Origin of the sequence: Streptomyces sp. NPDC001407 (genome assembly GCF_042895325.1) — a bacterium.
Taxonomy (GTDB): domain Bacteria; phylum Actinomycetota; class Actinomycetes; order Streptomycetales; family Streptomycetaceae; genus Streptomyces.
On sequence record NZ_JBIAWF010000004.1, the window covers coordinates 361,985 to 383,316 of the forward strand.

Below are 21,332 nucleotides of genomic sequence, written 5' to 3' on the forward strand. Positions count from 1 at the left end.
CGGGTGTACGACACCGGAGGCTCTCACACCACTGCGAGGAGCGCGCCCGCAGGGCTTACGCCAGGCCGCCGAGCGTGTAGCGGTCGAAGGCGTCGTAAAGGTCTTCCTCGTCGGGTACGGCCGCGTCGATCGAGGGCGCGGCGGCCGAGGCGAGGAGCGCGGTGAGGCGTGCGAGCGCGGGGAAGCGCGCTTCGGCGTCGAGGTGGACGGCCTGGGCACCGGCGAGGAGAGGGGCCGACGCCGCGTCGCGGAAGTGGTGCCCGTCGGTGACGTACACGGTGTACGGCTCAGCGGTGATCTCGGCGAACGAGCCGGCGGCCAGGCTGCGCAGGCAGTCGGCCAGGGGAGACGCCGAGCGGGCGGGGGCGCGGTCGTGCTCGGTGTGGTCCACGGCGTGGTGCGGCACCCTGCGCACCCGGGTGACGACCTCCCGCCGTACGGCAGGGTCCAGGTCCGGCCAGGCCGCGTCGGGCGCGAGACCGGCGAGCGCGGATGCCGCTCGCGCCTCGGCTTCCCCGAGCCGCCCGGTCTCCACGGCGAACGCGGTGAGGGCGAAGGCCGGCTCCGGCCGGCCGGTCCGGTCGGTGACCGCGAGGAAGACGGTGTACCCGTTCATGTTGTGCGCCTTGGGGGAGGAGGGATGTGGCCGGTCGGGCGCCATGGCCGGACCGGCCACGGTGAGCGCCTACTTCTTGATGCAGATCTTGCCCTGGCTGTGGTTCTCCACGGTGGTGGTGTGCGACTTTCCGTCGGCCTTGATGGTGAAGGTCGCCTTGGCCGAGTAGGAGTGGCACTCGCCCTTCGGCGGCGGCCAGTTGGCCACGACACGGGCCTTGAACTTGTTCTTGCCGGAGCCGGAGTTGTGCGCGACCTGGGTGCCTTCCTTGAAGAGGGTGACCGATATCGAGTATTCGGGCATCTTCTGCTTACAGCCCTTGAGGTCGGCATGGACGTTGATGACGTCCGGGTTGGTGTGCGACTCGTGCGGCGAGTCGAGCGCGGCCTCGCACTTGTCCCACACCACGGCGGTCGGGCTCGCGGCGGCCTGCGGGGCCATGGCGTGGGCCTGGAAGGGTACGAGCAGACAGGCGGCGGCGATCGCGCCGGTGACGAGCTGTCGTTTCATGGCGTACCTCCAAAAGATCGGGAATACGCACAAAACCTATGCTTCACCGGCGCTCATCACCATGAAGTATCAGGCCAGTTGAGTGCTCCCACGGGCCGCCGGGGCGGTTCAGCCGTCGGCCGGCTGGGGGACGAGGCCGTCGGCGACCAGGCCCGCGAACACCGCCTCGCTCAGGGCGTGCGTGGCGGACAGCGGCCGGACCATCACGGTGAACTCCTTCACCCGGCCCGCCTCGTCGAACTGGAGCAGGTCGATGCCGTGGACCTGCTTGCCGTGCACCGCGGCCCGGAAGGGCAGGACCGCGGACGGAGCCTCGTCACCGTCGGTGCCGGTCTCGGCCGTACCCGTGAAGTGGCCGACGTAGCGGAAGTCCTCGAAGGTGCGCAGCAGCACCTTGAGCAGCCCGAGCATCATGTGCCTTCCCTCGAAGGGGGTGAACTTCACGGGGCTGTAGAAGCGTATGTCCTCGGCGAACAGGTCCTCCAGCGCGTCGAGATCGTGTGCCTCGATGGCGGCGCGGAAGCGTGCGGCGGTGTCCATGACTCCTCCTGATACTCAAGGATCTGACTAGTCGTTTCCTTGAGTATGCTGCACGGGCGGGAGATGAAAGGGAAGGGGGCACCTCGATGGCCTTGCGGCACGCTGTGCTGGCGGCGTTGCTGGACGGCGAGTTCAGCGGCTATCAACTGGCCAAGGCGTTCGACGTCGGCGTCGCCAACTTCTGGCACGCCCTGCCCCAGCAGCTCTACGCCGAGCTGACCAGGCTGGAAAGGGAAGGCATGGTGACGGGGCGTCAGGTCGTTCAGGAGACCCGTCCCAACAAGCGCCTGTTCCGCGTCACCGACGCCGGTCTCGCCGAGCTGGAGCGGTTCGCGGCGGCCGTATCGAAGCCCTCGTTCATCCGCGACGACCTGCTCGTCAAGGTCCAGGCCGCCGATCGCATCGACACCGGGCCCGTGATCGGGCAGTTGGAGGAGCGGGCGGCCGCGGCCGACGCCAAGGTCAAGCTCTTCGGCGAGCTCCTGCGGCGGATGCGCGGCGACACCGACGAGGAGGAGTTCCTGAGCCGGGGGACGCGGATCGGGCCGTATCTGACCTGCCTGCGCGGCCTCGCCTTCGAAGAGGGCCACCGGGACTGGTGCCTGCGGATCGCGGGCGTCCTGCGGGCTAGGCGGTCGGCGGCCCGTACCCCACGGTGATCCGTGTGCGTGGGGGGTGACGCCGTCGGGTCCGGCGTCCATGTGCCAGGGTCAGCGGCCGGAAGACGGAGCCGATGTCCGGCGCGCGGTCACGCTCACTTGCCGCAGATGGGGGACACCTCGCCCGAGCCCACGAAGACGGCGTAACCGTCGCAGCCGCCCGGGTGGTTCGAGAAGTGGTACTGCAGGTGCCACGGAGGAGTGCCCATCGGCTTCACCAGGGAGACGTACCGGAACGCCTCGCCGTGGCCCGCGTCCTCGAGCCGGTCGTACGCCTGGGCAGGCGTCATCGTGATCTCCTCGTCGACCGGCAGCGCGCCCACCCACCGGCTGTCGTGCCGGATGACCGGCCCCAGGCTCCCGTCGAGGTCGCCACTGATCTCCGCCGAGGAGTTGTCGCGGTTGTTGAAAATGAACCGCCAGTGCGTCACCTTCGCCATGTCCCGGGTCGGCCCGCTCGGCGAGTCCCCTGCCGCGACCAGCAGCACCGCCTGCGGATCCGACTCGCGGACACGGTCCGTCGCCCGGCCGACGAGGTCGAGGAGGGAGAGCCCGGAGCGCGCCCTCTCCCGCACGGTGAAGGTCACCTTCCACGGGATGACCACCTGCGCACAGACGTGTCCGGGGTCCGGAACGCAGCGCTGGTATGCCTCGATCTCGGCGGTCCCGGGCCGCACCGCCCGGAACGTCGCCGTCGCGTTGCCGCCCTGCGACGTCCCGGCCGTCGTCCGGGCGAAGCTCGGCGATCCGCTCGTGGGCACGCTCCACGCCCAGGTGACGCCTCGCGAACGGGAGCCCTTCAGCCGCACCTTGACGCCGTCACCGGTCCTGATGTCCAGCGTCCGCCCGTTGTCGCCGTTCGTCAGCGTGACGTCCTCGGCGCCGGCCGCCGGGCGCGCATCCGGCACATGCGCCGCGGCCGGGGCGACGCCCAGCGCCATGCCCGCGGCCAGTGGCACGGCCAGGAGGGCAGCGGCCCTGAGCGGCTTCGGAGTCTTCATGGTGATCCAACCTCACCTTCGTCGGCTGTACGATCCGGCCCAACGCTGCTCTTCCGGAACGGACTTGTCCGTACCAATTCGCGTCATCCGGGAGAACGCCGGCCGACGGCCGGGCAGCGGGGGACGGGTCCTGGGCATTCGCGTCGATCGCCGCCGCACGCTGCACGCGCCCCCTCCTGAAAGGCGGCCTGCTCCCGAGGGGTTCGCCGTGCGCGCATGACCGGAAGCGGATGCTGCCCCTCGTCGATGCTCGACGGCTCTGCGAAAGTCGGGGCGTCTCCCCGATTGCCGATCATGGAGGACTGTCTTGAGAGACGCCGTTCCCACCCGTGCTCCCGCCCGGATACGCGGCCCGCTCGCCGCCGTCGCCTGTGCGGTCGTCGCCGCGGGGCTGCTCCACGGAGGCCAGGCGCAGGCCGTCCAGCCACGGCCCGGCGCCGGGGCCACGGCCGGGGCGCAGGCCGGGCCCGAGGACGCACCGCTGATCGACTCCGGATCCGCCGCCGGACGGAAGTTCCGCGCGTCCGGCCGTCTCGTCGGGGGCGGCGGCACCACCTGCACGGCGACACTCGTCCACGCCTCGGGCAAGCCGGACCCCGCGGCCAAGGCGCTCGTTCTGAGCAACGGCCATTGCGTCAGCGACACCATGGGAACCAACGAGGTCCTCGTGGACAGGCCCGCGGAGCCCGACTGGACCTTCACCCCCGCGTACTTCCACGACAACCCCACCGCACACAGGACGTTCCCCGTCGAGCGCGTCGCGTACGCGACGATGAAGGGCATCGACGTCTCGGTGCTCCAACTGTCGGCCACCTACGGGGAACTGGCCCGGATGAACGTGACGCCCCGCACGCTCGCCGCCGCCCGGCCCACCCCCGGCACCCCGCTCCAGGCCGCGCACGCCCCGACCGACGGCGTGGACCCCGACCGGCAGTTCCTGCGCCTGTCGGCCTGCGAGGTGACGGGCTCCTCGGTCGCCCTGCACGAACACACCTGGCTGTGGCGCGACTTCACCCGCACCGACTGCCTCGGCATCAGCGGCGGCTCCTCGGGCGGCCCCGTCACCACCGCGGACGGCGAGCGGATCGTGGGCATGCTCAACACCGTCTCCACCCCCGGCTACCTCGGCTGCGGCCTCGGCCGCCCCTGCGAGGGCGGCGCGCCCGGGCTGGTGGTCCCCAAGGACAACACCGTCTACGCGACGCCGGTCGACGCGGTCGCCTCCTGCCTGGACGCCACGGGCCTGCGGCTCGACCGCGACGGCTGCGGGCTGGACCGGGGCGAGCAGGTGGACGTAACCTCCTCCGGACAGCAGACGCGGAGCGAAACCCCGCAGGGCCCCGCCCGCTGGGACGCGAAGGTCACCCCGCACACGGGCGCGCACCACGCGTATGTGGCCTTCAAGACCGGCCCGTTCGGCGCCGTCGACTGCACCGACCCGCGCGGCTACACCCGGCCCCGCCCACTGCCCGCCGCCGGGGTGGAGTACACCGGCCTGCTCCCGAAGCGGGACAACCTCTACGTGCTCTGCGCCGTCGGCGGACCGGATGCCCGCCCGGGCGGCGGTGCGTGGGCGAAGTCCCTCCGGCACCCGTCGTACGCCTACGCGCGCGTCGACAACACGCCGCCGGCAGTGGCACCCCAGGCCGACATCCAGCACTTCGGCGAGGGGGCGGACTCCACCTACTGGGTACGCCCGGTCCACCTGCCGTGGGAGATCACCTCGTACAAGGTCAAGTACGGGCCGAAGTCCGGCACCGACTGCTCCGCCCCGGAGGGCTACCGGCCCTACCTGGGCATACCCGCGAGCCTGAAGGGGTCCGAGGCCCCCTGGACGTACTGCGCCATCGGCTACGACAACGCGGGCAACGCGACGCCGCCCGCGGCCTTCGCGGTCGGTCGGGCAGTCAGCCCCCGGCCTTGACCGCCTTGTCGTACAGCGCCTTGATGGCGTCGTTGAAATACGGGCTGTAGGAGGTGTCGTCGGTGTCACCGCCGGCCTGGTAGCCGCCGATGACGCCGATGACCTCCCCGGTGTGGGTGATCTGGTCGAAGTCGGTCAGCCAGGGGCTGCCGCTGGTTCCGCCGCTGTAGCCGGTGCAGTCCACCTTCATCTGGTCCGTCTGGAACCTCGTGGTTCTGTTGACGCACGAGATCGGGCTGTCGCCGCTCGACGGATAGCCGGTGATCTGCACGTGCTTGTCGAAGCCCGGGTTGTAACCGAAGCGGTTCGCGCCCAGGACGTCGGCGATCCGCTTGCCGCCCACCTTGCCGACGATGACGAAGCCCACGTCGTAGTCGGGGTCGGAGGACTGCGCCCAGTGGTCGTCCACCACCATCTTGCGGGCCGGCCAAATTCCGTTGGGTGACCGGCCGTTGCGGTAGCCGGGCACGAAGGTCAGGTCGGTCTGGTAGTCGCCGCCCTTCCCGGAGTGGATGCAGTGTGCCGCGGTGATGACGACGGACTTGCCCGGGCTGTCCACGACGCTTCCCGTGCAGAAGTGGTCGCCGGACCCGTCGTGGCTGAACACCGCGCCCACCCGGGCGTTCGTCTCGGTCGGCGGCGGCGTGTGGGAGACCCCCAGCTGGTGGCGGAAAGGATGGGCGTTCTGCATCCGGCCGACCGTCCACTCGGGTGTTCGCGCTGCCGCCGAGGAAGGTGAGGCCGTGTCATCGGCCGCCGGCGCGGTGCCGCCGGAGCAGCCCGAGACGGTGGCGAGCACGGCCAGAACGGTGATCGCCACAGCGGGACGTCGACGCATGGCCGGATTGTAGGACACCGCCAGGTGCCAGAACCCGGCACGCCGGGCCGTGGAGCGGTGATGTTCACCGGCCTGTACGAGGAACGTCGCCCCGGCCGGCCTCGCCTACCCTGCCGGATTCCGCCTGTGCGGCGCCGATGGCCAGGCCGTCCGCGGTGACGGTGTCGCCGGTGACCAGGGCCTGGTCGGCGGACACATGGGTCATGAAGACGAAGGGCGGTACCACGGGCGGCACGGGCAGGGTGTCGGGCGTGAAGGTCGTGCACAGGATTCCCTGGACGCAGCCGCTGAGGCGGGTGAGGTAGAGCGTCACGTCGCCGCTGATGCTCAGCCGTCCGGCGCCGAGGGTCAGCGCGCGATCGCCGTCGTGGGCGCGCAGCCGGTAGTCGGTCAGCGTCGCGGCCCGCATCCTGAGCACCATGGCCCTGCGCGGGCCCGCGGCGGTGGGTACGTCGGTCACGGTGGTGAGGGTGAGGCCGTCGGGGGCGAAGCGGGTGGTGGTGACCGTCGGAGGGGTGCGGGCGACGGTGAGGTGACCGGGGGCGGGCGGGCGCAGGGCCGGTGGGCCCAGGGCAGCGAGGAGGGCGAGGGGCAGGGCGACGGCCAGGGCCGGCGGGTGCTCCGGACCGGCCGGGAGCGTGGTCCCGTGCGGCGCCGGTGCCGGTGTCCACGCGAAGCCCATGGCGCCCCCGGCGATCCCCAGCAGCATGCCGACGAGGAAGCCGCCGAGGTTGGTCGCGGCGAACGAGAACACCGCGAGGATCACGGCGTGCACGCCGACGTAGTGGCGGGTGTGCGGGAGGAACCACAGGAACAGCCCGGCCGCGACGAGCGCCGTCCCGATCCCGACGGCGGCGATCCCGGCGGGCCCCAGGCCGAACAGCACGGTCAGCGGCACCATCGGCATGACGACGAGTTCGACGCCGGCGAGAACGAGGAGCAGCCCGGCCCAGAAGGGCCGGGTCCGCCGCCAGCGACGCGCGGCACGAGCACGCGGGGAGGTCAGAAGCACGCCTTGCCGTCCAGGCTGACGTCCAGCTTCAGCCCTTTGAGGCGGAAGTTCCCGCCCGTCACGGAGCGGGCGTGCGACCTCACCCCGGAGACGGTGACCTGCGACGCCTGCAGGCCGAACTGCCCGGGCTCGCCCCGCACCCCGGGCACCCGGTCGAGGGTGGAGGCGTCGCGGCCGAGCTGGACGGTGCCCAACTGCGCGTCCCCTACGAGGCCCTCCCCGTCGAGGACCAGATCGCTCGCGCTGATCTTCCCCGCGTCGCCGCCCGCGGTCAGCTTGAACACCACGGTGCCCACGGGCGTGCTGAACCGGGACGCCTGGCAGAAGTCCGACAGCGTGGCGCCGCCGATGCCGAGCAGTGCCGCCGGGTGCTGCGTGCCGTCGGTGGACCGGTCGAGCTGGGCGAACGACGCCAGGCCGTCGCTGGTCAGTTCGCCCGCCGACACCTGGAAGGCCGAGCCGGACACCGCGAACGACGAGGCGAGCACCCCGTCGGACATCGCCACGCCCATCGCCGCCACCGCCGCCAGCGCCGGTACGGCGACGACGGCGGCCTTCCGCCAGGCCGTCCTGCCTTCGGGGGCCCTGGGGCCGTCCTTGTTCACTGTGGTGTCCTCCCGGGGCGGGGCGAGTGGGGTGCCCGGCTCAACAGGGCGCGGGCAGGCGGGCGTTCATGGCGGAGAGGATGTAGGCGCTGTCGACGGCGGCGGGGGCGGGCAGGTCCGGCAGGGTGTCGCGCAGGGGAGTGCCGGGGTCGGCGCGGCTGTGCCAGTCGCGCTGGAGGAAGTTCGCCAGGACCGGGTTGATCTGCGACTCGATGAGGTTGGGGCGGTCGACGGTGGGCTGAAGTATCAGCTCGACGCCGGGGAGGAGCTCGCCGACGGCGCTGACCAGGACCCGCGCGGAGGTCTCCTCGGGGTGGACCACGTGGTACGTCGTGCTGCCGGGCGGGCGCGCGAGCCGCAGCATGGCGTCGACGGCGTACTCGACCGGCACGACGTTGAGGTGGGAGGCCGGATCGCCCTGAAGGCGCAGGCGGATCCGTGGCACCCCGGCCCGCTTGCGGAGCAGGGCGCGGCGCAACAGCGGCGGTGACTGTTCCAGGAGTTCGGCAAGGAGCGTGCCGAGCATGGACAAGGGCTGCTGGGCGGCGGTCTCGGGGATCGGCCGGTCGGTGGCCAGCAGGCTCGGGCGCAGGACGAGCGCGGGGCGCCGGTGCCGGCCGGCCCAGTCCCGCACGATCTCCTCGGCCTGCTGTTTGGTCCACTCGTAGCCGGTGATGGCGTCGCCGAAGGGTGAGCCGGCGCCCGGTGGCGCGTCGCCGGCGACGTAGGCGGTGCTCATGTACACGAACAGGGCGTGGGCGGGTGCGTGTTCGGCGAGCTCGGTGAGGTGACGGGTGCCGGCCACATTGACCGGGGCAAGCGTGTCGGCGGTACCGACCAGGGAGATGGCCGCGGCGCAGTGCCAGAACGCGTCCGCGTGTTCGGCGAGCTGTCGGTGTGCGGCCTGCTCCAGGCCCAGGCGGGGCCGGGCCAGATCCACGGGGATCGCGGTCAGCCGGTCGCGGGCCCGCAGGACTTCGCCCGCGGTCGCGCCGCAGGCGCGCAGCGCGCTCTCCACGCGGGCGGCGAGCGGCTGCCCGGTGCCGTCCCGGCCGAGCACGGTGACCGTGGCGGTACCGGTGGCGAGCAGGGCCCGCAGCAGTCTGGAGCCGAGGAATCCGGTGGCGCCGGTCATCACGATGGTCACCTCGCACCTGCTCTCATCGGGAAGCCGGCCGGGACGGCAGGGCCGCGGACAGCCCGGCCGTGAGATCCGCGGGCGGCGCGGCGGACAGTGCCGCCGGCAGCGCGGACGGGGGCTCGGCCGGGTCGCCGGAACGCGCCTGCCTCAGCAGGTGAGGCAGGACCGTCTCGGTGATGCCGTGGATGGAACCGTCGGAGTGCAGGAGTTCCATGACCGGCACCTCCTGGTTGAGATGCGTGCGGAATTTGGTGAGCATCTCCATGCCCATGAGCGAATCCATTCCGTACTGCTGGAGCGGACGGTGCCGGTCGACCTCGTCCGGCGGCATGCGCAGGGTCTCGGCGACCAACGTGGTGATCATGTCCTCGACCATGGTCGCGGCCTCGGCGGGGGTCATGCCGGCGAGCTTGTCGAGCAGTTCCTCCCACCGCAGTCCGGTGCCCTCGGCCTCGGCCGACACGAGCGACGCGAACCGGGGGCGGCTCATGGTGGAGGCGAGCATCGCCAGGCGGCCCCAGTCGCAACGGGCGAACACCACCTGCTCCCTCCCCTCGCCGGTGAACCGTCCGAGCGCCGCGAGCGCGTCCCGGGGGTCAACGGGCAGCAGGCCGACGGCGCTCAGCTTCGAGGTCAGGCCGTTGCGGGCGACGTAGCCGACGCGCCCGATGGAGCCCCACGCCACGGCCAGCCCGGGGCGGCCCGCGGCGCGCCGGGCCCGTACGAGCGCCTCCGAGGCGAGGTTCGCCGCGACGTAGGCGGCCTGATTGATGGTGCCACCCAGTGCGCTGGCGGAGGAGTAGACGATGAGGTCCGCCTGTGGGCACAGCGAGTCCAGCAGGGCGGCGCCGCCCCACTTCGGCGCGAGGACGGCGCGGAACCGTTCGTCGGTCAGCTCGGTGAGCGCGTCGTCGTCCAGATGCATGGCGGAGTGCACGATGCCGCGCACGGGGCGGCCGCTCTCCGCGAGGGCCTCGACCAGCGGGCGTACGGCCGCCGGGTCGGCGATGTCGAGGGCGTGCGCCCGGACGTCGACGCCCCGCGCCCGCAGTTCCGCCAGCAACTCCGGTGCCTCGGGGGCGGCTTCCCCCCTGCGGCTCACCAGGGCGAGGTGCCGCGCCCCCTGTTCGGCCAGCCACCGCGCGGTCTCGGCGCCGAGGCCGCCGAGGCCGCAGGTGACCAGGTAGGTGCCCGCGGTGTCGATGCGCGGGGGAGGAGGCGTGCGGTGGACGGGCACGGGGTCGTCGAAGGTGACGACGAGTTTGCCGATGTGCTTGGAGTGCTGCATGAGCCGGAACGCCTCTTCGATCCGGTGGGCCGGGTAGGTCGTGTACAGCAGCGGCATGTAGTCCCCGGCGCGTACGTGGCCGACCACCTCGTCGAACACGGCCATGGCGTGGTCCGGTGCCTGGAACGCCAGCCGCGCGGCGTCCACGACGCAGTGGGTGGCGTTCTCGGACAGGGGCTTCTGGAGCATGCGCTGGTTGCCGTAGATGTCGCGCTTGCCGAGCTCGATGAACCGCCCGCCCGGGGCGAGCAGTTCACGGGAGCGGGCCGCCGCCTCCCCGCTGAGGGAGTTGAGGACGACGTCGACGCCTCGTCCGCCCGTGTGCCGCCGGACCTGGTCGGCGAAGGCGAGGCCGCGCGAGTCGAGCACGAGCTCGATCCCGGCCTGGGCCGCGAGATCCCGCTTGGCGGGGCTGCCGGCCGTCGCGATGTACCGGGCCCCGACGTGCTGGACGTACTGGATGGCGGCCATGCCGACACCGCCGACCGCTCCGTGCACGAGCACGGTCTCGCCCGGCTGGAGGCGGGCCAGGTGTTTCAGACTGTGCTGGACGGTGAAGAAGGCGACAGGCAACGTAGCGGCCTCGCCGAAGCTCATGCCCTCGGGGATCGGCCGGACCGCCGGGGCGGGGAGCCGCACATGGGAGGCGAAGGCGCCGGGGATGAGACCGAAGACCCGGTCGCCGACCGTGAGGTCCTCGACGCCCTCGCCCACGGCGCACACCGTCCCCGCGCCCTCCAGCCCGAGGAAGTCCTCCGAGGGCAGGCCGTCCTCGGCGGTCGAGGGGAGCAGGCCGGTGGCGACCATCACGTCGCGGTAGTTGAGCGCCGCCGCGCGCATGGTGATCACCACCTCCCCGGGGCCCGGGGGCGTCGTCGTCGCCTCGGCCCATTCGAGACCGAAGCCCAGGCCCTGGTTCGCGATGCGCAGCTGGTAGTGGACGGGCCCGCCGGGTTCGACGGTCTCCGTGGCCGGGCCGGGGCGTTCGACGCGGGGCACGAACCGGCCCCCGCGGGTCAGGACGACCTCGTCCTCCTCCAGTGGGTCACCCGGCGGGACGGCGAGGAGCTCGTGGGCCAGGCGAGCCGCGTCCTCGACGGGGTCGGGGCCGCGGTCGAGCGAGATGCGCCGTACGTTCATCGGTGACTCGTTGGCCAGGGTCCGTGCCACGCCCCAGGCGGCGGCCTGAGCGGGGAAGAGCGGGCGCTCCGGGGCGGGCAGGGCCCCGGTGGGATGCGTGACCAGCACGAAGTGGCGAGGCTCTTCGGAGTGAGTCCGATGGGCCCGGGCGAGACTCCGCAGCGTCGCCGCCCGGCGTACGGCCGCCTCGGTGCAGGCCGTGGGGTCACGGTCGGCGGCCTGGTCGAGGGTCCGGCTCAGCAGCAGGACGACCGCGGCACCCGGCCGCCGTCCGAGGAGGTCCCGCCAGGCTTCGTCACCGTCCGGCGCGGACAGGGTGGCCGTGGCCTCGCCGGACGCGGTCAACCGCTCGGCGAGAGCGGCCGCCAGTCCGGCTTCCTCTTCGTCCTCGACGACGACGGTCCAGGACGCGGGAACGGTCCGCTCGGCGTCCCGCTCGGATGCCGGGCTGTCCTCGGGCGCTTCCGTCCCGGCCGGTACCTGGCCCCGAGCCTCGCCCGTCACGGGAGTCCGGGTGAGCAGGACCGAGAACTGCTCCTGCGCGGCCTCGATACCGCACCCCAGTTGCACCGTCTCCTCGAACCCGCTCTCCGCCAGCACCACGGGCCACTGAGCGCGGGGCAGCACGACGCTCTCCGGGCGGAGCCCGGGATCGCGGCCGCTCCAGAAGTTCTCCAGCGTGCCGAACAGCAGCGCGAGCGTCTGCGGGTCGTGGAACTCCAGGGCCAGCAGGTGGCCTCCGGGAGTGAGCAGTGGCACCAGCCGCCGCAGGCCGGCTTTGAGGTCCCCGGCGGTGTGCAGGGCGAACCCGGCCACGACGACGTCGAACGACCCGTCGGGAAAGCCCTGTTCCGCCGGATCGGAGTCGAGGTCGAAGGTGCGGTAGGTGAGGAGGCGGCTGTACGCCTCGAAGCGAGCCTGGGCCGCTGGGAAGAACGCCGCCGAGACGTCGGAGAACACGTATTGGACACGGTCGTCCAGCAGCGGCAGCAGGTGCGTGGTCAGCCCGCCCGTGCCGGCGCCGACCTCCAGGACGCGCAGCGGCCGGTCGGCGGGCCAGGCGCGCAGCAGCGTGCGCAGCAGATCTCCGATCATCTGGTTGTGGAACGAGGTCAGCGGGTTGAGGTCGTAGAACTGCTGGATCAACTCCGGGCTGCTGTCCTGGAACAGCAGTTCCAGGGGATCCCGCCGCCCGGTCAGCAGAGCGGGCAGATGGAGGGCGAACCGCAGGTTGAGGGCGACCGGGGCCAGATATCCCGAGAGGCTGTAGCCCTCGCGCAGGGTGACAGGCCGCCCCTCGTCGAGTCGTCGCCAGCCTTCTCCGTCGGCGGCCAGCAGCCCGTGCTCCTCGGCCACGCGCGCCAGCAGCCGCACCAGCTTCTCGTGCCGTGGCAGCACACCCGCCGCGAGGAGGTCGTCGACGGTGAAGGCGTCCCGCCCGGGAAGCAGTTCCTCGAACGCCGTGATCGTGCCGTGGGCCGCGTAGCGCTTGAGGATCGTGGTCGCGGGGACGGTCAGGAGTTCGGCGACCGGTCCTTCCCGCAGCCGTGCCAGCGCTCCCTCGGCGGCCGCCACCACCTCGCCCGGTGACGGAGGCACCCATCCGGGCACCGGCCGGCCGGGCAGCGGGGCGGCGCGCAGCACGGTGACGAACTCTTCGCCGCGGTCCGCCGCGGGCAGGCTCAGCCGTTGCAGACGGCAGCCGGTCAGCTCCAGCGTCACCGTGCCGTCCTTGCCGGTGACGGTGATGTCCCACACCACCGAGCGCGGCGTCCTGGAGCGCTGCCGCACATGGACCAGGCCGTCCTCCGCCGGAGCGCCCCACTGGCGCAACCGGTCGATGCCGGACGGCAGGAAGCCGCTCTCCGCGTCCGCGATCAGCGGTGCTCCCGCTTGCAGCGCCCCGTCCAGGAGCGCCGGGTGGACCACATAGCCGCCGTACCCGTCGTCCGCGGGGGCGCAGTGATAGGAGGCGAGAACCTCGGCATCACCCACGCGCAGCTCGCGCAGGACCTGGAAGGCGGGCCCGTACGCCAGGCCCGCCTCGGCCAGGGATGTGTAGTGGTCCTCTCCGGTCACGTGCCGGAACGCCCGCTCCCGCACCGCGGGCAGATCCACCGGCTCCGGCTGCCCGGCGGCCTGGCGTCGCACCCGCCCGCGGGCGTGCAGCCGCCACCCGCCCGTGTCGCCCGTGCGGCTGGCGACGCGCACGATGCCGTCCTCGTCGCACAGCGAGGTCTGCAGGCGCACGTCCATGGCCGCGTCCCAGGACAGCGGCAGGGCGCGGGTGATCTCCAGGTCGTCGAGCTCCGCCGGGCAGCCGAAGACCTGCTGCCCGGCGGCCAGGGCCAGTTCGACGTACGCGGTGGCGGGCATCACCACGGAACCGGCGACCCGGTGGTCGGCCAGCCACGGAGTGCGGGTGCGCTCGACCGGGGTGTGCCAGGTGGGCTCCAGCACGGGGGCGCGCTCGCCCAGCAGCGGGTGCACCAGCACGCCGTCGCCGCTGGTGCGCACCCAGTGTTCCGGCGTGCCCTGCCAGTGGGGTTCGCGCTGCCACGGGTAGGCGGGCAGATCGGCCACGGAGCCGGCCCGGGGGAACCACCGCTCCCAGTCGCCGCCGGAGTCGACGGCCAGCAGCCGCAGGGCCGCTTCCCGTACCGCCCGGCCCGTGCACTTCCCCCGGCCGATGGGGGAGAACACCGGGAAGGGACCGCCCCGGGCGTCGGCGGCGATACGGTTCAGCGGGCCCGCCACACTCGGCTGCGGCGCGATCTCGACCGCCGCCGCGAGCCCCGCCTCGACCGCGGCGCCCACGGCGTCCGCGAACCGTACGGGCCTGCGGGCGTTGTGCCACCAGTAGCCGGCGTCCAACTCCCCGGCCCCGACCGGACCGCCGGTGACCGTGGAGTACATCGGCAGCCGTGGCGCACGGGACACGAGCCCGGACAGCGCCGCGCGCAGGGGCTCCTCGACGGCATCCATCACCGAGCTGTGGAAGCCGTGATCCACATCGAGCTCACGGAACGGCACGTCCCGGGCGGCCAGCTCGCGGCCCAGCTCCCGTACCGCGTCCGTCCGCCCGGAAACGGTCACGTCCCGCGGGCTGTTGACCGCGGCGATCTCCAGCCGCCCCTCGTACGCGGCGATCGCCTCCGCCGCCTCCTGCTCGGTCAGCCCCACCGCTGCCATCCGCCCCGCTCCGGCGGTCGGTGCCTGGGCCCGGCTGCGCCCGGCGACCACGCGCGCCGCGTCCGGCAGTTCCAGCGCCCCGCTGACACGCGCCGCCGCGACCTCGCCCACGCTGTGCCCCAGCACGGCGGCGGGTCGCACCCCGTACTCGGCCAGCAGGGCCACGAGGCCGAGCTGGAAGGCGAACAGCGCCGGCTGTGCACAGCCGGTCCCGGCCATGCGGTCCGCCGTCTCCTGTGGCCCCGCGGCGAGCAGTTCGGCCACCGACCAGCCCAGCAGCGGCCGCAGGTGCGTGTCGGCGTCCTCCACCGCGCCGCGGAAGGCCGGCTCCTCCGCCATCAGCGCCGCGCCCATACCTGCCCACTGGGAGCCGTTGCCGCAGAACACGAACAGCAGGCCCCCGTCCGGGATCCGGTCCACCTGGGCGGCCGCGGCGGCGAGCTCCTTGTCGTCCGCGGCCAGGGCGGCCAGCCGCGCGGCGGCTTCCTGAGGGCCGTGCGCGAGGACGGTCGCGCGGTGCGGGTGCCGGGTCCGCCGCCGGGACGCGGTCCAGCACAGGTCGTAGAACTCCTGGTCGCCCGCGACCTCGTGGAGCCGCTCCGCGACCGACCGGGCCGTGGCGGCCAGCGCCTGACGGGTGCGCGCGGACACCACCAGCGGCAGCGGGCCCGGCTGCCGTCCGTTCCCGGTCACGTGCACCGGAAGCGGCGCGGGGCCCAGTACGACATGGGCGTTGGCGCCTCCGAACCCGAAGCTGTTCACCCCCACCACACCACCCTCGACCGCCCCGAGCGGACGCATCCCGTCCACGGGCGACAGGTTCAGCCCCTCGAAGTCGATCCGCGGATTGGGCGGATCCCCGTGCAGTGACGCCGGGATGCGGCCGTGGCGCAGCACCAGCATCCCCTTGAACAGCCCCGCCATGCCCGAAGCCGGTTCCGTGTGGCCCAGGTTGGTCTTCACCGACCCGATCGGCAGTGGGCCGTTCGTCCGCCGCGCCCCCAGCGCGCTGCCGACCGCCTGGCACTCCAAGGGGTCACCGACCGGCGTGCCCGTCCCGTGCGCCTCGAAGTAGAGCACCTGGTCGGGAGAGGCACCGGCCTCCGCGTAGACGTCCCGCAGCAGACGCCGCTGCATCTCCGTGCTCGGCACGGTCATCCCCGACGTACTGCCGTCGCAGTTGACCCCGCTCGCCGTGATGACCGCGTGGACCCTGTCCCCGTCGGCGAGGGCGTCGGCCAGCCGCTTGAGCACCACCAGACCGCCGCCCTCGGCGCGCGCGTAGCCGTCGGCCTCGGCGGAGAAGGTGGCACAACGCCCGCGTGGGGAGAGCATCATGGCCCGGGAGAAGCCGATGTAGTGATGCGGGCCCAGGAGAGGGTGCACGCCACCCGCCACGGCCACCCGGCTGCGCCCCGAGCGCAGCGTCTCGCACGCCTGGTGCAGCGCCACCAGCGAGGAGGAGCAGGCGGTGTCCACGGCCATGCTCGGGCCGCGCAGGTCGTAGACGTACGAGAGCCGGTTGGCCGCGACCGACAGGGTCGACCCGCTCATCGAATACGCGCTGATCTCCTCCAGCCGGGCCATCTGGAGGAGGCCGTACGACATGTCGCTGATCCCGACGAACACCGCCGTGTCGGAACCGGCCAGGCGGGCGGGGTCGACGGCCGCGTCGTCGAACGCCTCCGCCGCCATCTCCAGCAGCAGCCGCTGCTGGGGGTCCATGTGCTTCGCCTCGCGGGGCGAGATCCCGAAGTATTCGGGATCGAAGCCGGAGATGTCCCCGAGATAACCGCCCGCCATCGTGTAGGCCTTGCCCGGCCGTTCGACGTCGGGGTCGAGGAAACGGGCCGCGTCGACCCGCTCCGCCGGCGGTGCCGGGCTGATCAGGTCCCGCTCCTCGGCGAGGGCGGTCCACAGCCCGCCGAGGTCGGTGATGCCGCCCGGGAGCCGGCAGGCCGCGCCGACGATCGCGAGGGGTTCGTGCCGTGGGGTGGAGGGGTGGGCGCGGTGTTCCATGGATGGCTCCTGCACGGGTGGGGGCCGTCAGGCCCTGGTCCGGTGCCGCACCCGACCGCTGTCGGGACACCAGAGGCATGCCCGCGCCTGGTGCTCTCAGCGAACTCCCGCTGGGTTTCACCGATTTGACGTAACGAGAGGTCTTCAGTTCGCACGGTGCGGCCGGTGCCCGGCCCGGGGTGCGGGGGCCGACATTCCGGTTCCAGCCGGTCCGGCGCACGGTGTACGGGGCTTGCGAACGCTGTACGGAGTTGCGTACGGTGTTCCCATCGGTTCGCGGCGGGGTCCTCTCCGGTAGCCGCGCGGAACTCCCGCGTGCCCTCGCCTCTTCAATAAGGAATGTGACATGAACCTGCCACTTCGTATTGCCCTCGCCACCGCCGTGGTCGGTGCCGTGACCCTCACGGACGCCGGCGTCACGTTCGCGGCGGCGCAGGCCAAGGCCCCCGCCACCGCGCAGAGCGTGAAGAAGACCGCGGACCACGGCACCTTGAACTCGTTCACCCCGACCGTGCCGAACCCCACCACCGCGACCCGTGCCCAGCTGGACGCCGCGGCTCCCAAGGGCAAGAGACGCTCACTGATCGGCGACTCCAACGTCGGCGGGACGATAAGCCGCGACGAGGTCATACAGAGAGCCAAGACCTGGACGGACATCGCGGTCCCCTACAGCATGAACAGGTACCGCTCCGACGCCAACGGCAGGTACCGCACCGACTGCTCGGGCTTCGTCTCCATGGCCTGGCACCTCAGCTCCTCCTCCGCGAACAACTACGGGGAGACCACCGGCACGCTGCTGGACTTCACCTCCTCGATCAGCAAGGAATCCCTCAAGCCCGGCGACATCCTGCTCAACCCCTCCGCCGGGGCCAGCGGCCACGTGGCCATCTTCGGGGGCTGGGCCGACGCCGACCACACGAAGTACGAGGCGTACGAGGAGTCCGGCGGCGAGCCCAACGGCTACGCCAAGCACAGCACCGTCCCCTACCCGTACTGGCCCGGCCACGGCACCTTCAGCCCCCGCCGCTACGACAAGATCACCGACAACGCGGCCTTCGCCACGTCGCCGCTGGTCAACATCGGAGACATCAACGGCAATGGTGTGCCGGACCTGTTGGCGCGCCGGAAGGACGGGCATGCGCTGGTGTACTGGGGCAAGGGCGACGGCACGTATACCGACCCGACGGATCTTGGCGCCGGCTGGGACGCCTACGATGCGATCACGGGCGTAGGGGACCTCAACGGCAACAAGGTCTCGGACCTGCTGGTGCGCCGGAAGTCGGACGGCCATGCCCTCGTCTACTGGGGCAAGGGCGACGGTGGTTACACCGAGCCCACCGACCTCGGTGGTGGCTGGGATGCGTATGACTCGATCACGGGTGTCGGTGACATCAATGGCAATGGTGTGCCGGATCTGATGGTGCGTCGTAAGTCTGACGGTCATGCGCTGGTGTACTGGGGTAAGGGCGATGGCGGGTTTACCGACCCGACCGACCTCGGTGGCGGCTGGGATGCGTATGACGTGATCACGAATGCGGGTGATCTGAACGGCAATGGGGTCTCGGACCTGTTGGCGCGTCGTAGGTCTGATGGCCATGCGCTGGTGTACTGGGGCAAGGGTGATGGCACGTACACCGATCCCACGGATCTGGGTGGTGGCTGGGACGGGTACGACGTGATCACGGGTGTGGGTGACCTCAACGGCAACAAGGTCTCGGACCTGTTGGTGCGTCGGAAGTCCGACGGGCATGCGCTGTTGTACTGGGGCAAGGGCGACGGTGGTTACACCGACCCGACCGACCTCGGTGCCGGCTGGAACATCTACTCCTGACAGGGCCTCATGGGCCGCCGTCGGCCCCACGGTCGGCGGCGGCCTTCCACCATCTCCCGGAAGGACAAGCATCGCCATGACGAGACCGATCCGCGGACCCCGCGCGGCCTTCGCGGCCCTGGGTGCGCTGGCGACCCTGGCCGCGGGGCTCTCGGCCGGCGGCCCGGCTGCGGCCGCCCCCGTCTCCATGCCCAACGGCGCGGTCGCCACCTACAACACCGTCACCCGCATCGGCACCGACGGCCTGGGCTTCCAGTGGGACAACGGCCGGGACGCGGGCCGCGTCGCCACCTTCAAGTCCGCCCACTCCTCGCTCGGGCGCACCGGCGTCAACGGTGTCCTGGCCGACACCGCGGGCAACACCCCGGCGCGTCCCCTCTGTCACCCGACTGGCATCGCCGGGGGACAGGGCTTCTGCTGGTCGGCCGAGGACGACGACACCGACGCCTGGTTCCCGCAGGGGCTCGCGGGCTCAGGTGAGTCACCCCAGGCGCAGGCCCTGGTGAACGGCCGCAAGGTGCTCATCTCCAGCTGGCACGCGTCCGGCGACAAGGCGGAGCGGATCACCTTCGCCGACGTCACCGACCCGGCCCACATCAGCTACCGGCACGCTCTCCTGGTCGGGCTGTCCGACGACAGCAAGAACTTCGCCGCCCTGGGAGGGCACGCCAACAACGTGGTGTGGGCCGGCAGCCGGCTGTATGTGGCCGCCATCGGCAGCGGCTTCGACGTGTTCGACCTGAACGAGATCTGGAAGATGGACGCCACCACCGACACATCGGTCGGCGTCGACGCGGCGGGCCGGACGCACGGGGGCGGCTTCGACTACGTCCTGCCACGCACCGGCAGTTACGCGTACACCGGCGCGGGCTCGGGCTGCGGGACGTACGAGGGCGCCGGCGTCCCGCAGCGCCCGTGCCTGACCGCGGCGACGCTCGACCTCAGTGGGCCCGAACCCGCCCTGGTCACCGCGGAGGGCGACCCCTACAGCGTGGAGGGCAAGTTCGGCAGGGCCACCGCGCCGATCGTGCGCTGGCCCGTCGACCCGGCCACCGGCCGGCTGAAGGCCGACGCCTCGGGGCACGTACAGGCGTCCGACGCCTTCGCTTCCCCGATGGGCGGCACGCAGGGCGTCGCAATGAACAACGGCCGGTTCGCCCTCGCCGCGGCCTGCCCGGAGTTCGTCGACGGCGGCGCCGACATACCCAGCTGCCTGTACGAGGCCCGGCTCGGCGAACCGGTGCGCCTCGCCACGCGCACCGGCGTGAGCCTGGAGAACCTCTCCTACTGGCCCGGCAGCGACGAGCTGTGGATGGTCAACGAGGCCAGGAAGGAGCGCATGGTCGTACGGATGCCCTGGCCGGACGCCCCCGCCCCGGCGGGCATGGCCCACCTGACCGCCGCCGACCTCACCGGTGACGGCAAGGCCGACCTGGCCGGCGTCGAGACCGCCACCGGGAGCCTCTGGCTCTACCCCGGCACCGGTCACGGCACCTTCGGCGACCGTGTCCGGATCGGCACCGGCTGGGGCGGTCTGGGCAAGCTCGCCGCGGGCGACTTCACCGGTGACGGCAAGGCCGACCTGCTGGCCGTCGACTCCGACACCGGGAACCTCTATCTGTACCCGGGCACCGGCGCCGCCAGGGGCATGAGCACCCTGGGGGACCGGGTCCGGATCGGCACGGGCTGGAACACCATGCGGGAGCTGACCGCGATGGACGTCGACAAGGACGGCAAGCCCGACCTGGTGGCCGTCGACAAGGACGGCACGCTGTGGGCCTATCCCGGCACCGGTCGCGGCACCCTGGGCGACCGCGTCCGGATCGGCACCGGCTGGGACTCGATGACCGAACTCACCAGCCCCGGCGACCTGAACGCCGATGGCGTCGCCGACCTCGTGGCGGTGGACCGGGACGGCAAGCTGTGGGCCTACCCCGGCAGCGGCACCCTCGACGGAACGGACACCCTGGGCAGCCGCACCCAGCTCGGCACGGGCTGGGACACCATGCGGCAGCTGACCGGAGCCGACTTCAACGGTGACGGCAAGGGAGACGTGGACGCCGTCCAGGCACCCGCCGGCGCCACCGGCGGTCTCTACTTCTACCCGGGCACCGGCGGCAACGCCTTGGGCGACCGCTCCCGGATCGGCACCGGCTGGTAGTCCGGGAACTGCCGGTATGACGTGGCCCCGCCCTCCGGATGGCGAATTCCGGAGGGCGGGGCCACGTCATACCGGCTTGCTGTGCTCTACGAGCGGCGGAGCCGCATCTCCAGGCCGTCGAGGACGCACTCGAGACCGTCGGTGAAATTGTCGTTGCGCGCGCCGCCCGAGTCCTCCTGCCACCGCTGCGCGGCGTACAGCCTGCGCAGCCGCGGGAACGCCTGCGCGGCCTCTTCGGCCGCCGGCCGCAGGCTGTCCACCCCTTCCTGCTCGCTCATCCCACTGCGGGCGAGCCTGGTCAGCCACGCGGCTTCGGTGGACGAGACCCCGATGGTGTACGAGACGACCGCGTTCACCGCGAGATCGGCCTGCTCCAGCGAGAAGCCGGCCTCCTCGAAGATGCCGAGCATGCCCTCGGACAGCCGCATCGCGTTCGGCCCCAAGGAGACCACCCCCGCCTCGCCCAGCGCGGAGACGACCCAGGGGTGCCGGTGGAAGACGGAGCGCAGGCTCCGGGCGCAGCCGATGACGGCCGAGCGCCACTGGTCCGGCGTCCCCGGGGCGTCGGGCACCTCGATCTCGCCGTAGATCTCGTCCACGACCAGCTCGACGAGCTCGTCCTTGTTGGTCACGTGCGTGTAGAGCGAGGTGGCCCCGGCGTTCAGGCGGGTGCCGAGCTTCCGCATGCTCAGCGCGTCGATGCCGTCGGCGTCCAGCAGTTCGAGGGCGACGGAGACGATCTGCTCACGGCTGAGCGTGGGCTGCTCCCGCTTGCGGCGCTGGGGACGGGTCCACACCGACTGGATCGTCTGCTGCGGCTGCTCTTCGGCGATCGGCATGCGGCCTCCTCTTTCT

14 protein-coding genes are annotated in these 21,332 nt (G+C 72.2%); 4 read left to right on the plus strand and 10 right to left on the minus strand.

The genetic code is table 11. The features are described from left to right. Window positions 1–55: 55 nt before the first annotated feature. From ACFY1P_RS09120 to ACFY1P_RS09130, 3 genes are all read right to left on the minus strand, one after another. Window positions 56–616 carry a hypothetical protein gene (locus ACFY1P_RS09120; protein ID WP_390750240.1) on the minus strand — a complete coding sequence of 187 codons (561 nt, stop codon included), beginning with the start codon at window positions 614–616 and terminating at the stop codon, window positions 56–58. A gap of 69 nt (window positions 617–685) precedes the next feature. Continuing rightward, window positions 686–1,126, minus strand: coding sequence for a hypothetical protein (locus ACFY1P_RS09125; RefSeq protein ID WP_361528360.1), 441 nt, complete (start codon window positions 1,124–1,126; stop codon window positions 686–688). Between the two features lie 108 nt (window positions 1,127–1,234). Then, entirely contained in the window at window positions 1,235–1,666 is a 432-nt protein-coding gene (locus ACFY1P_RS09130) for a nuclear transport factor 2 family protein (RefSeq protein ID WP_390750241.1), read from the minus strand. A gap of 86 nt (window positions 1,667–1,752) precedes the next feature. Between ACFY1P_RS09130 and ACFY1P_RS09135 the strand changes: the two genes are divergently transcribed. Further along, window positions 1,753–2,325 carry a PadR family transcriptional regulator gene (locus ACFY1P_RS09135; RefSeq protein ID WP_390750242.1) on the plus strand — a complete coding sequence of 191 codons (573 nt, stop codon included), beginning with the start codon at window positions 1,753–1,755 and terminating at the stop codon, window positions 2,323–2,325. Window positions 2,326–2,420: 95 nt separating this feature from the next. Here the strand turns inward: ACFY1P_RS09135 and ACFY1P_RS09140 are convergent, their stop codons facing one another. Then, entirely contained in the window at window positions 2,421–3,326 is a 906-nt protein-coding gene (locus tag ACFY1P_RS09140) for a hypothetical protein (RefSeq protein ID WP_390750243.1), read from the minus strand. A gap of 307 nt (window positions 3,327–3,633) precedes the next feature. On the opposite strand from ACFY1P_RS09140, the gene ACFY1P_RS09145 reads away from it, so the two are divergent. Beyond that, window positions 3,634–5,250 (plus strand): trypsin-like peptidase domain-containing protein, encoded by a 1,617-nt coding sequence (locus ACFY1P_RS09145; protein WP_390750244.1) that lies wholly within the window; start codon window positions 3,634–3,636, stop codon window positions 5,248–5,250. Here ACFY1P_RS09145 and ACFY1P_RS09150 read toward each other — a convergent pair. The 5 genes from ACFY1P_RS09150 to ACFY1P_RS09170 all read right to left on the minus strand — a co-directional run bounded on the left by ACFY1P_RS09150 (window position 5,234) and on the right by ACFY1P_RS09170 (window position 16,485). After that, window positions 5,234–6,088 (minus strand): trypsin-like serine protease, encoded by an 855-nt coding sequence (locus tag ACFY1P_RS09150; protein ID WP_361528350.1) that lies wholly within the window; start codon window positions 6,086–6,088, stop codon window positions 5,234–5,236. The genes ACFY1P_RS09145 and ACFY1P_RS09150 overlap by 17 nt on opposite strands. A 64-nt stretch (window positions 6,089–6,152) precedes the next feature. Next, window positions 6,153–7,100: a DUF6114 domain-containing protein gene (locus tag ACFY1P_RS09155; protein ID WP_390750245.1), complete on the minus strand. Its 948-nt coding sequence runs from the start codon at window positions 7,098–7,100 to the stop codon at window positions 6,153–6,155. Beyond that, complete coding sequence (locus tag ACFY1P_RS09160) at window positions 7,091–7,705, minus strand: DUF6230 family protein (protein ID WP_390750246.1); 615 nt, start codon at window positions 7,703–7,705, stop codon at window positions 7,091–7,093. Before ACFY1P_RS09160 ends, ACFY1P_RS09155 begins: the two co-directional genes overlap by 10 nt. Window positions 7,706–7,745: 40 nt before the next feature. Further along, window positions 7,746–8,852, minus strand: a complete 1,107-nt coding sequence (locus tag ACFY1P_RS09165) for an SDR family oxidoreductase (RefSeq protein ID WP_390750247.1) — start codon at window positions 8,850–8,852, stop codon at window positions 7,746–7,748. 13 nt (window positions 8,853–8,865) lie between these two features. Then, window positions 8,866–16,485, minus strand: coding sequence for an SDR family NAD(P)-dependent oxidoreductase (locus ACFY1P_RS09170; RefSeq protein WP_390750248.1), 7,620 nt, complete (start codon window positions 16,483–16,485; stop codon window positions 8,866–8,868). Window positions 16,486–16,831: 346 nt separating this feature from the next. Here ACFY1P_RS09170 and ACFY1P_RS09175 point away from each other — a divergent pair, with 346 nt between their 5' ends. Beyond that, window positions 16,832–18,316: an FG-GAP-like repeat-containing protein gene (locus tag ACFY1P_RS09175; protein ID WP_390750249.1), complete on the plus strand. Its 1,485-nt coding sequence runs from the start codon at window positions 16,832–16,834 to the stop codon at window positions 18,314–18,316. A 76-nt stretch (window positions 18,317–18,392) separates the two neighbouring features. After that, window positions 18,393–20,477: an FG-GAP repeat domain-containing protein gene (locus ACFY1P_RS09180; RefSeq protein ID WP_390750250.1), complete on the plus strand. Its 2,085-nt coding sequence runs from the start codon at window positions 18,393–18,395 to the stop codon at window positions 20,475–20,477. An 86-nt stretch (window positions 20,478–20,563) separates the two neighbouring features. Here the strand turns inward: ACFY1P_RS09180 and ACFY1P_RS09185 are convergent, their stop codons facing one another. After that, window positions 20,564–21,316 (minus strand): TetR/AcrR family transcriptional regulator C-terminal domain-containing protein, encoded by a 753-nt coding sequence (locus tag ACFY1P_RS09185; protein WP_361535589.1) that lies wholly within the window; start codon window positions 21,314–21,316, stop codon window positions 20,564–20,566. Between the last annotated feature and the right edge of the window lie 16 nt (window positions 21,317–21,332).

Coding starts and splice junctions, on each gene's coding strand:
- ACFY1P_RS09185 (WP_361535589.1), bottom strand. CDS start 21,316: ATGCCGATCGCCGAAGAGCAGCCGCAGCAGACGATCCAGTCGGTGTGG.
- ACFY1P_RS09130 (WP_390750241.1), bottom strand. CDS start 1,666: ATGGACACCGCCGCACGCTTCCGCGCCGCCATCGAGGCACACGATCTC.
- ACFY1P_RS09125 (WP_361528360.1), bottom strand. CDS start 1,126: ATGAAACGACAGCTCGTCACCGGCGCGATCGCCGCCGCCTGTCTGCTC.
- ACFY1P_RS09170 (WP_390750248.1), bottom strand. CDS start 16,485: ATGGAACACCGCGCCCACCCCTCCACCCCACGGCACGAACCCCTCGCG.
- ACFY1P_RS09135 (WP_390750242.1), top strand. CDS start 1,753: ATGGCCTTGCGGCACGCTGTGCTGGCGGCGTTGCTGGACGGCGAGTTC.
- ACFY1P_RS09140 (WP_390750243.1), bottom strand. CDS start 3,326: ATGAAGACTCCGAAGCCGCTCAGGGCCGCTGCCCTCCTGGCCGTGCCA.
- ACFY1P_RS09175 (WP_390750249.1), top strand. CDS start 16,832: ATGAACCTGCCACTTCGTATTGCCCTCGCCACCGCCGTGGTCGGTGCC.
- ACFY1P_RS09120 (WP_390750240.1), bottom strand. CDS start 616: ATGAACGGGTACACCGTCTTCCTCGCGGTCACCGACCGGACCGGCCGG.
- ACFY1P_RS09150 (WP_361528350.1), bottom strand. CDS start 6,088: ATGCGTCGACGTCCCGCTGTGGCGATCACCGTTCTGGCCGTGCTCGCC.
- ACFY1P_RS09180 (WP_390750250.1), top strand. CDS start 18,393: ATGACGAGACCGATCCGCGGACCCCGCGCGGCCTTCGCGGCCCTGGGT.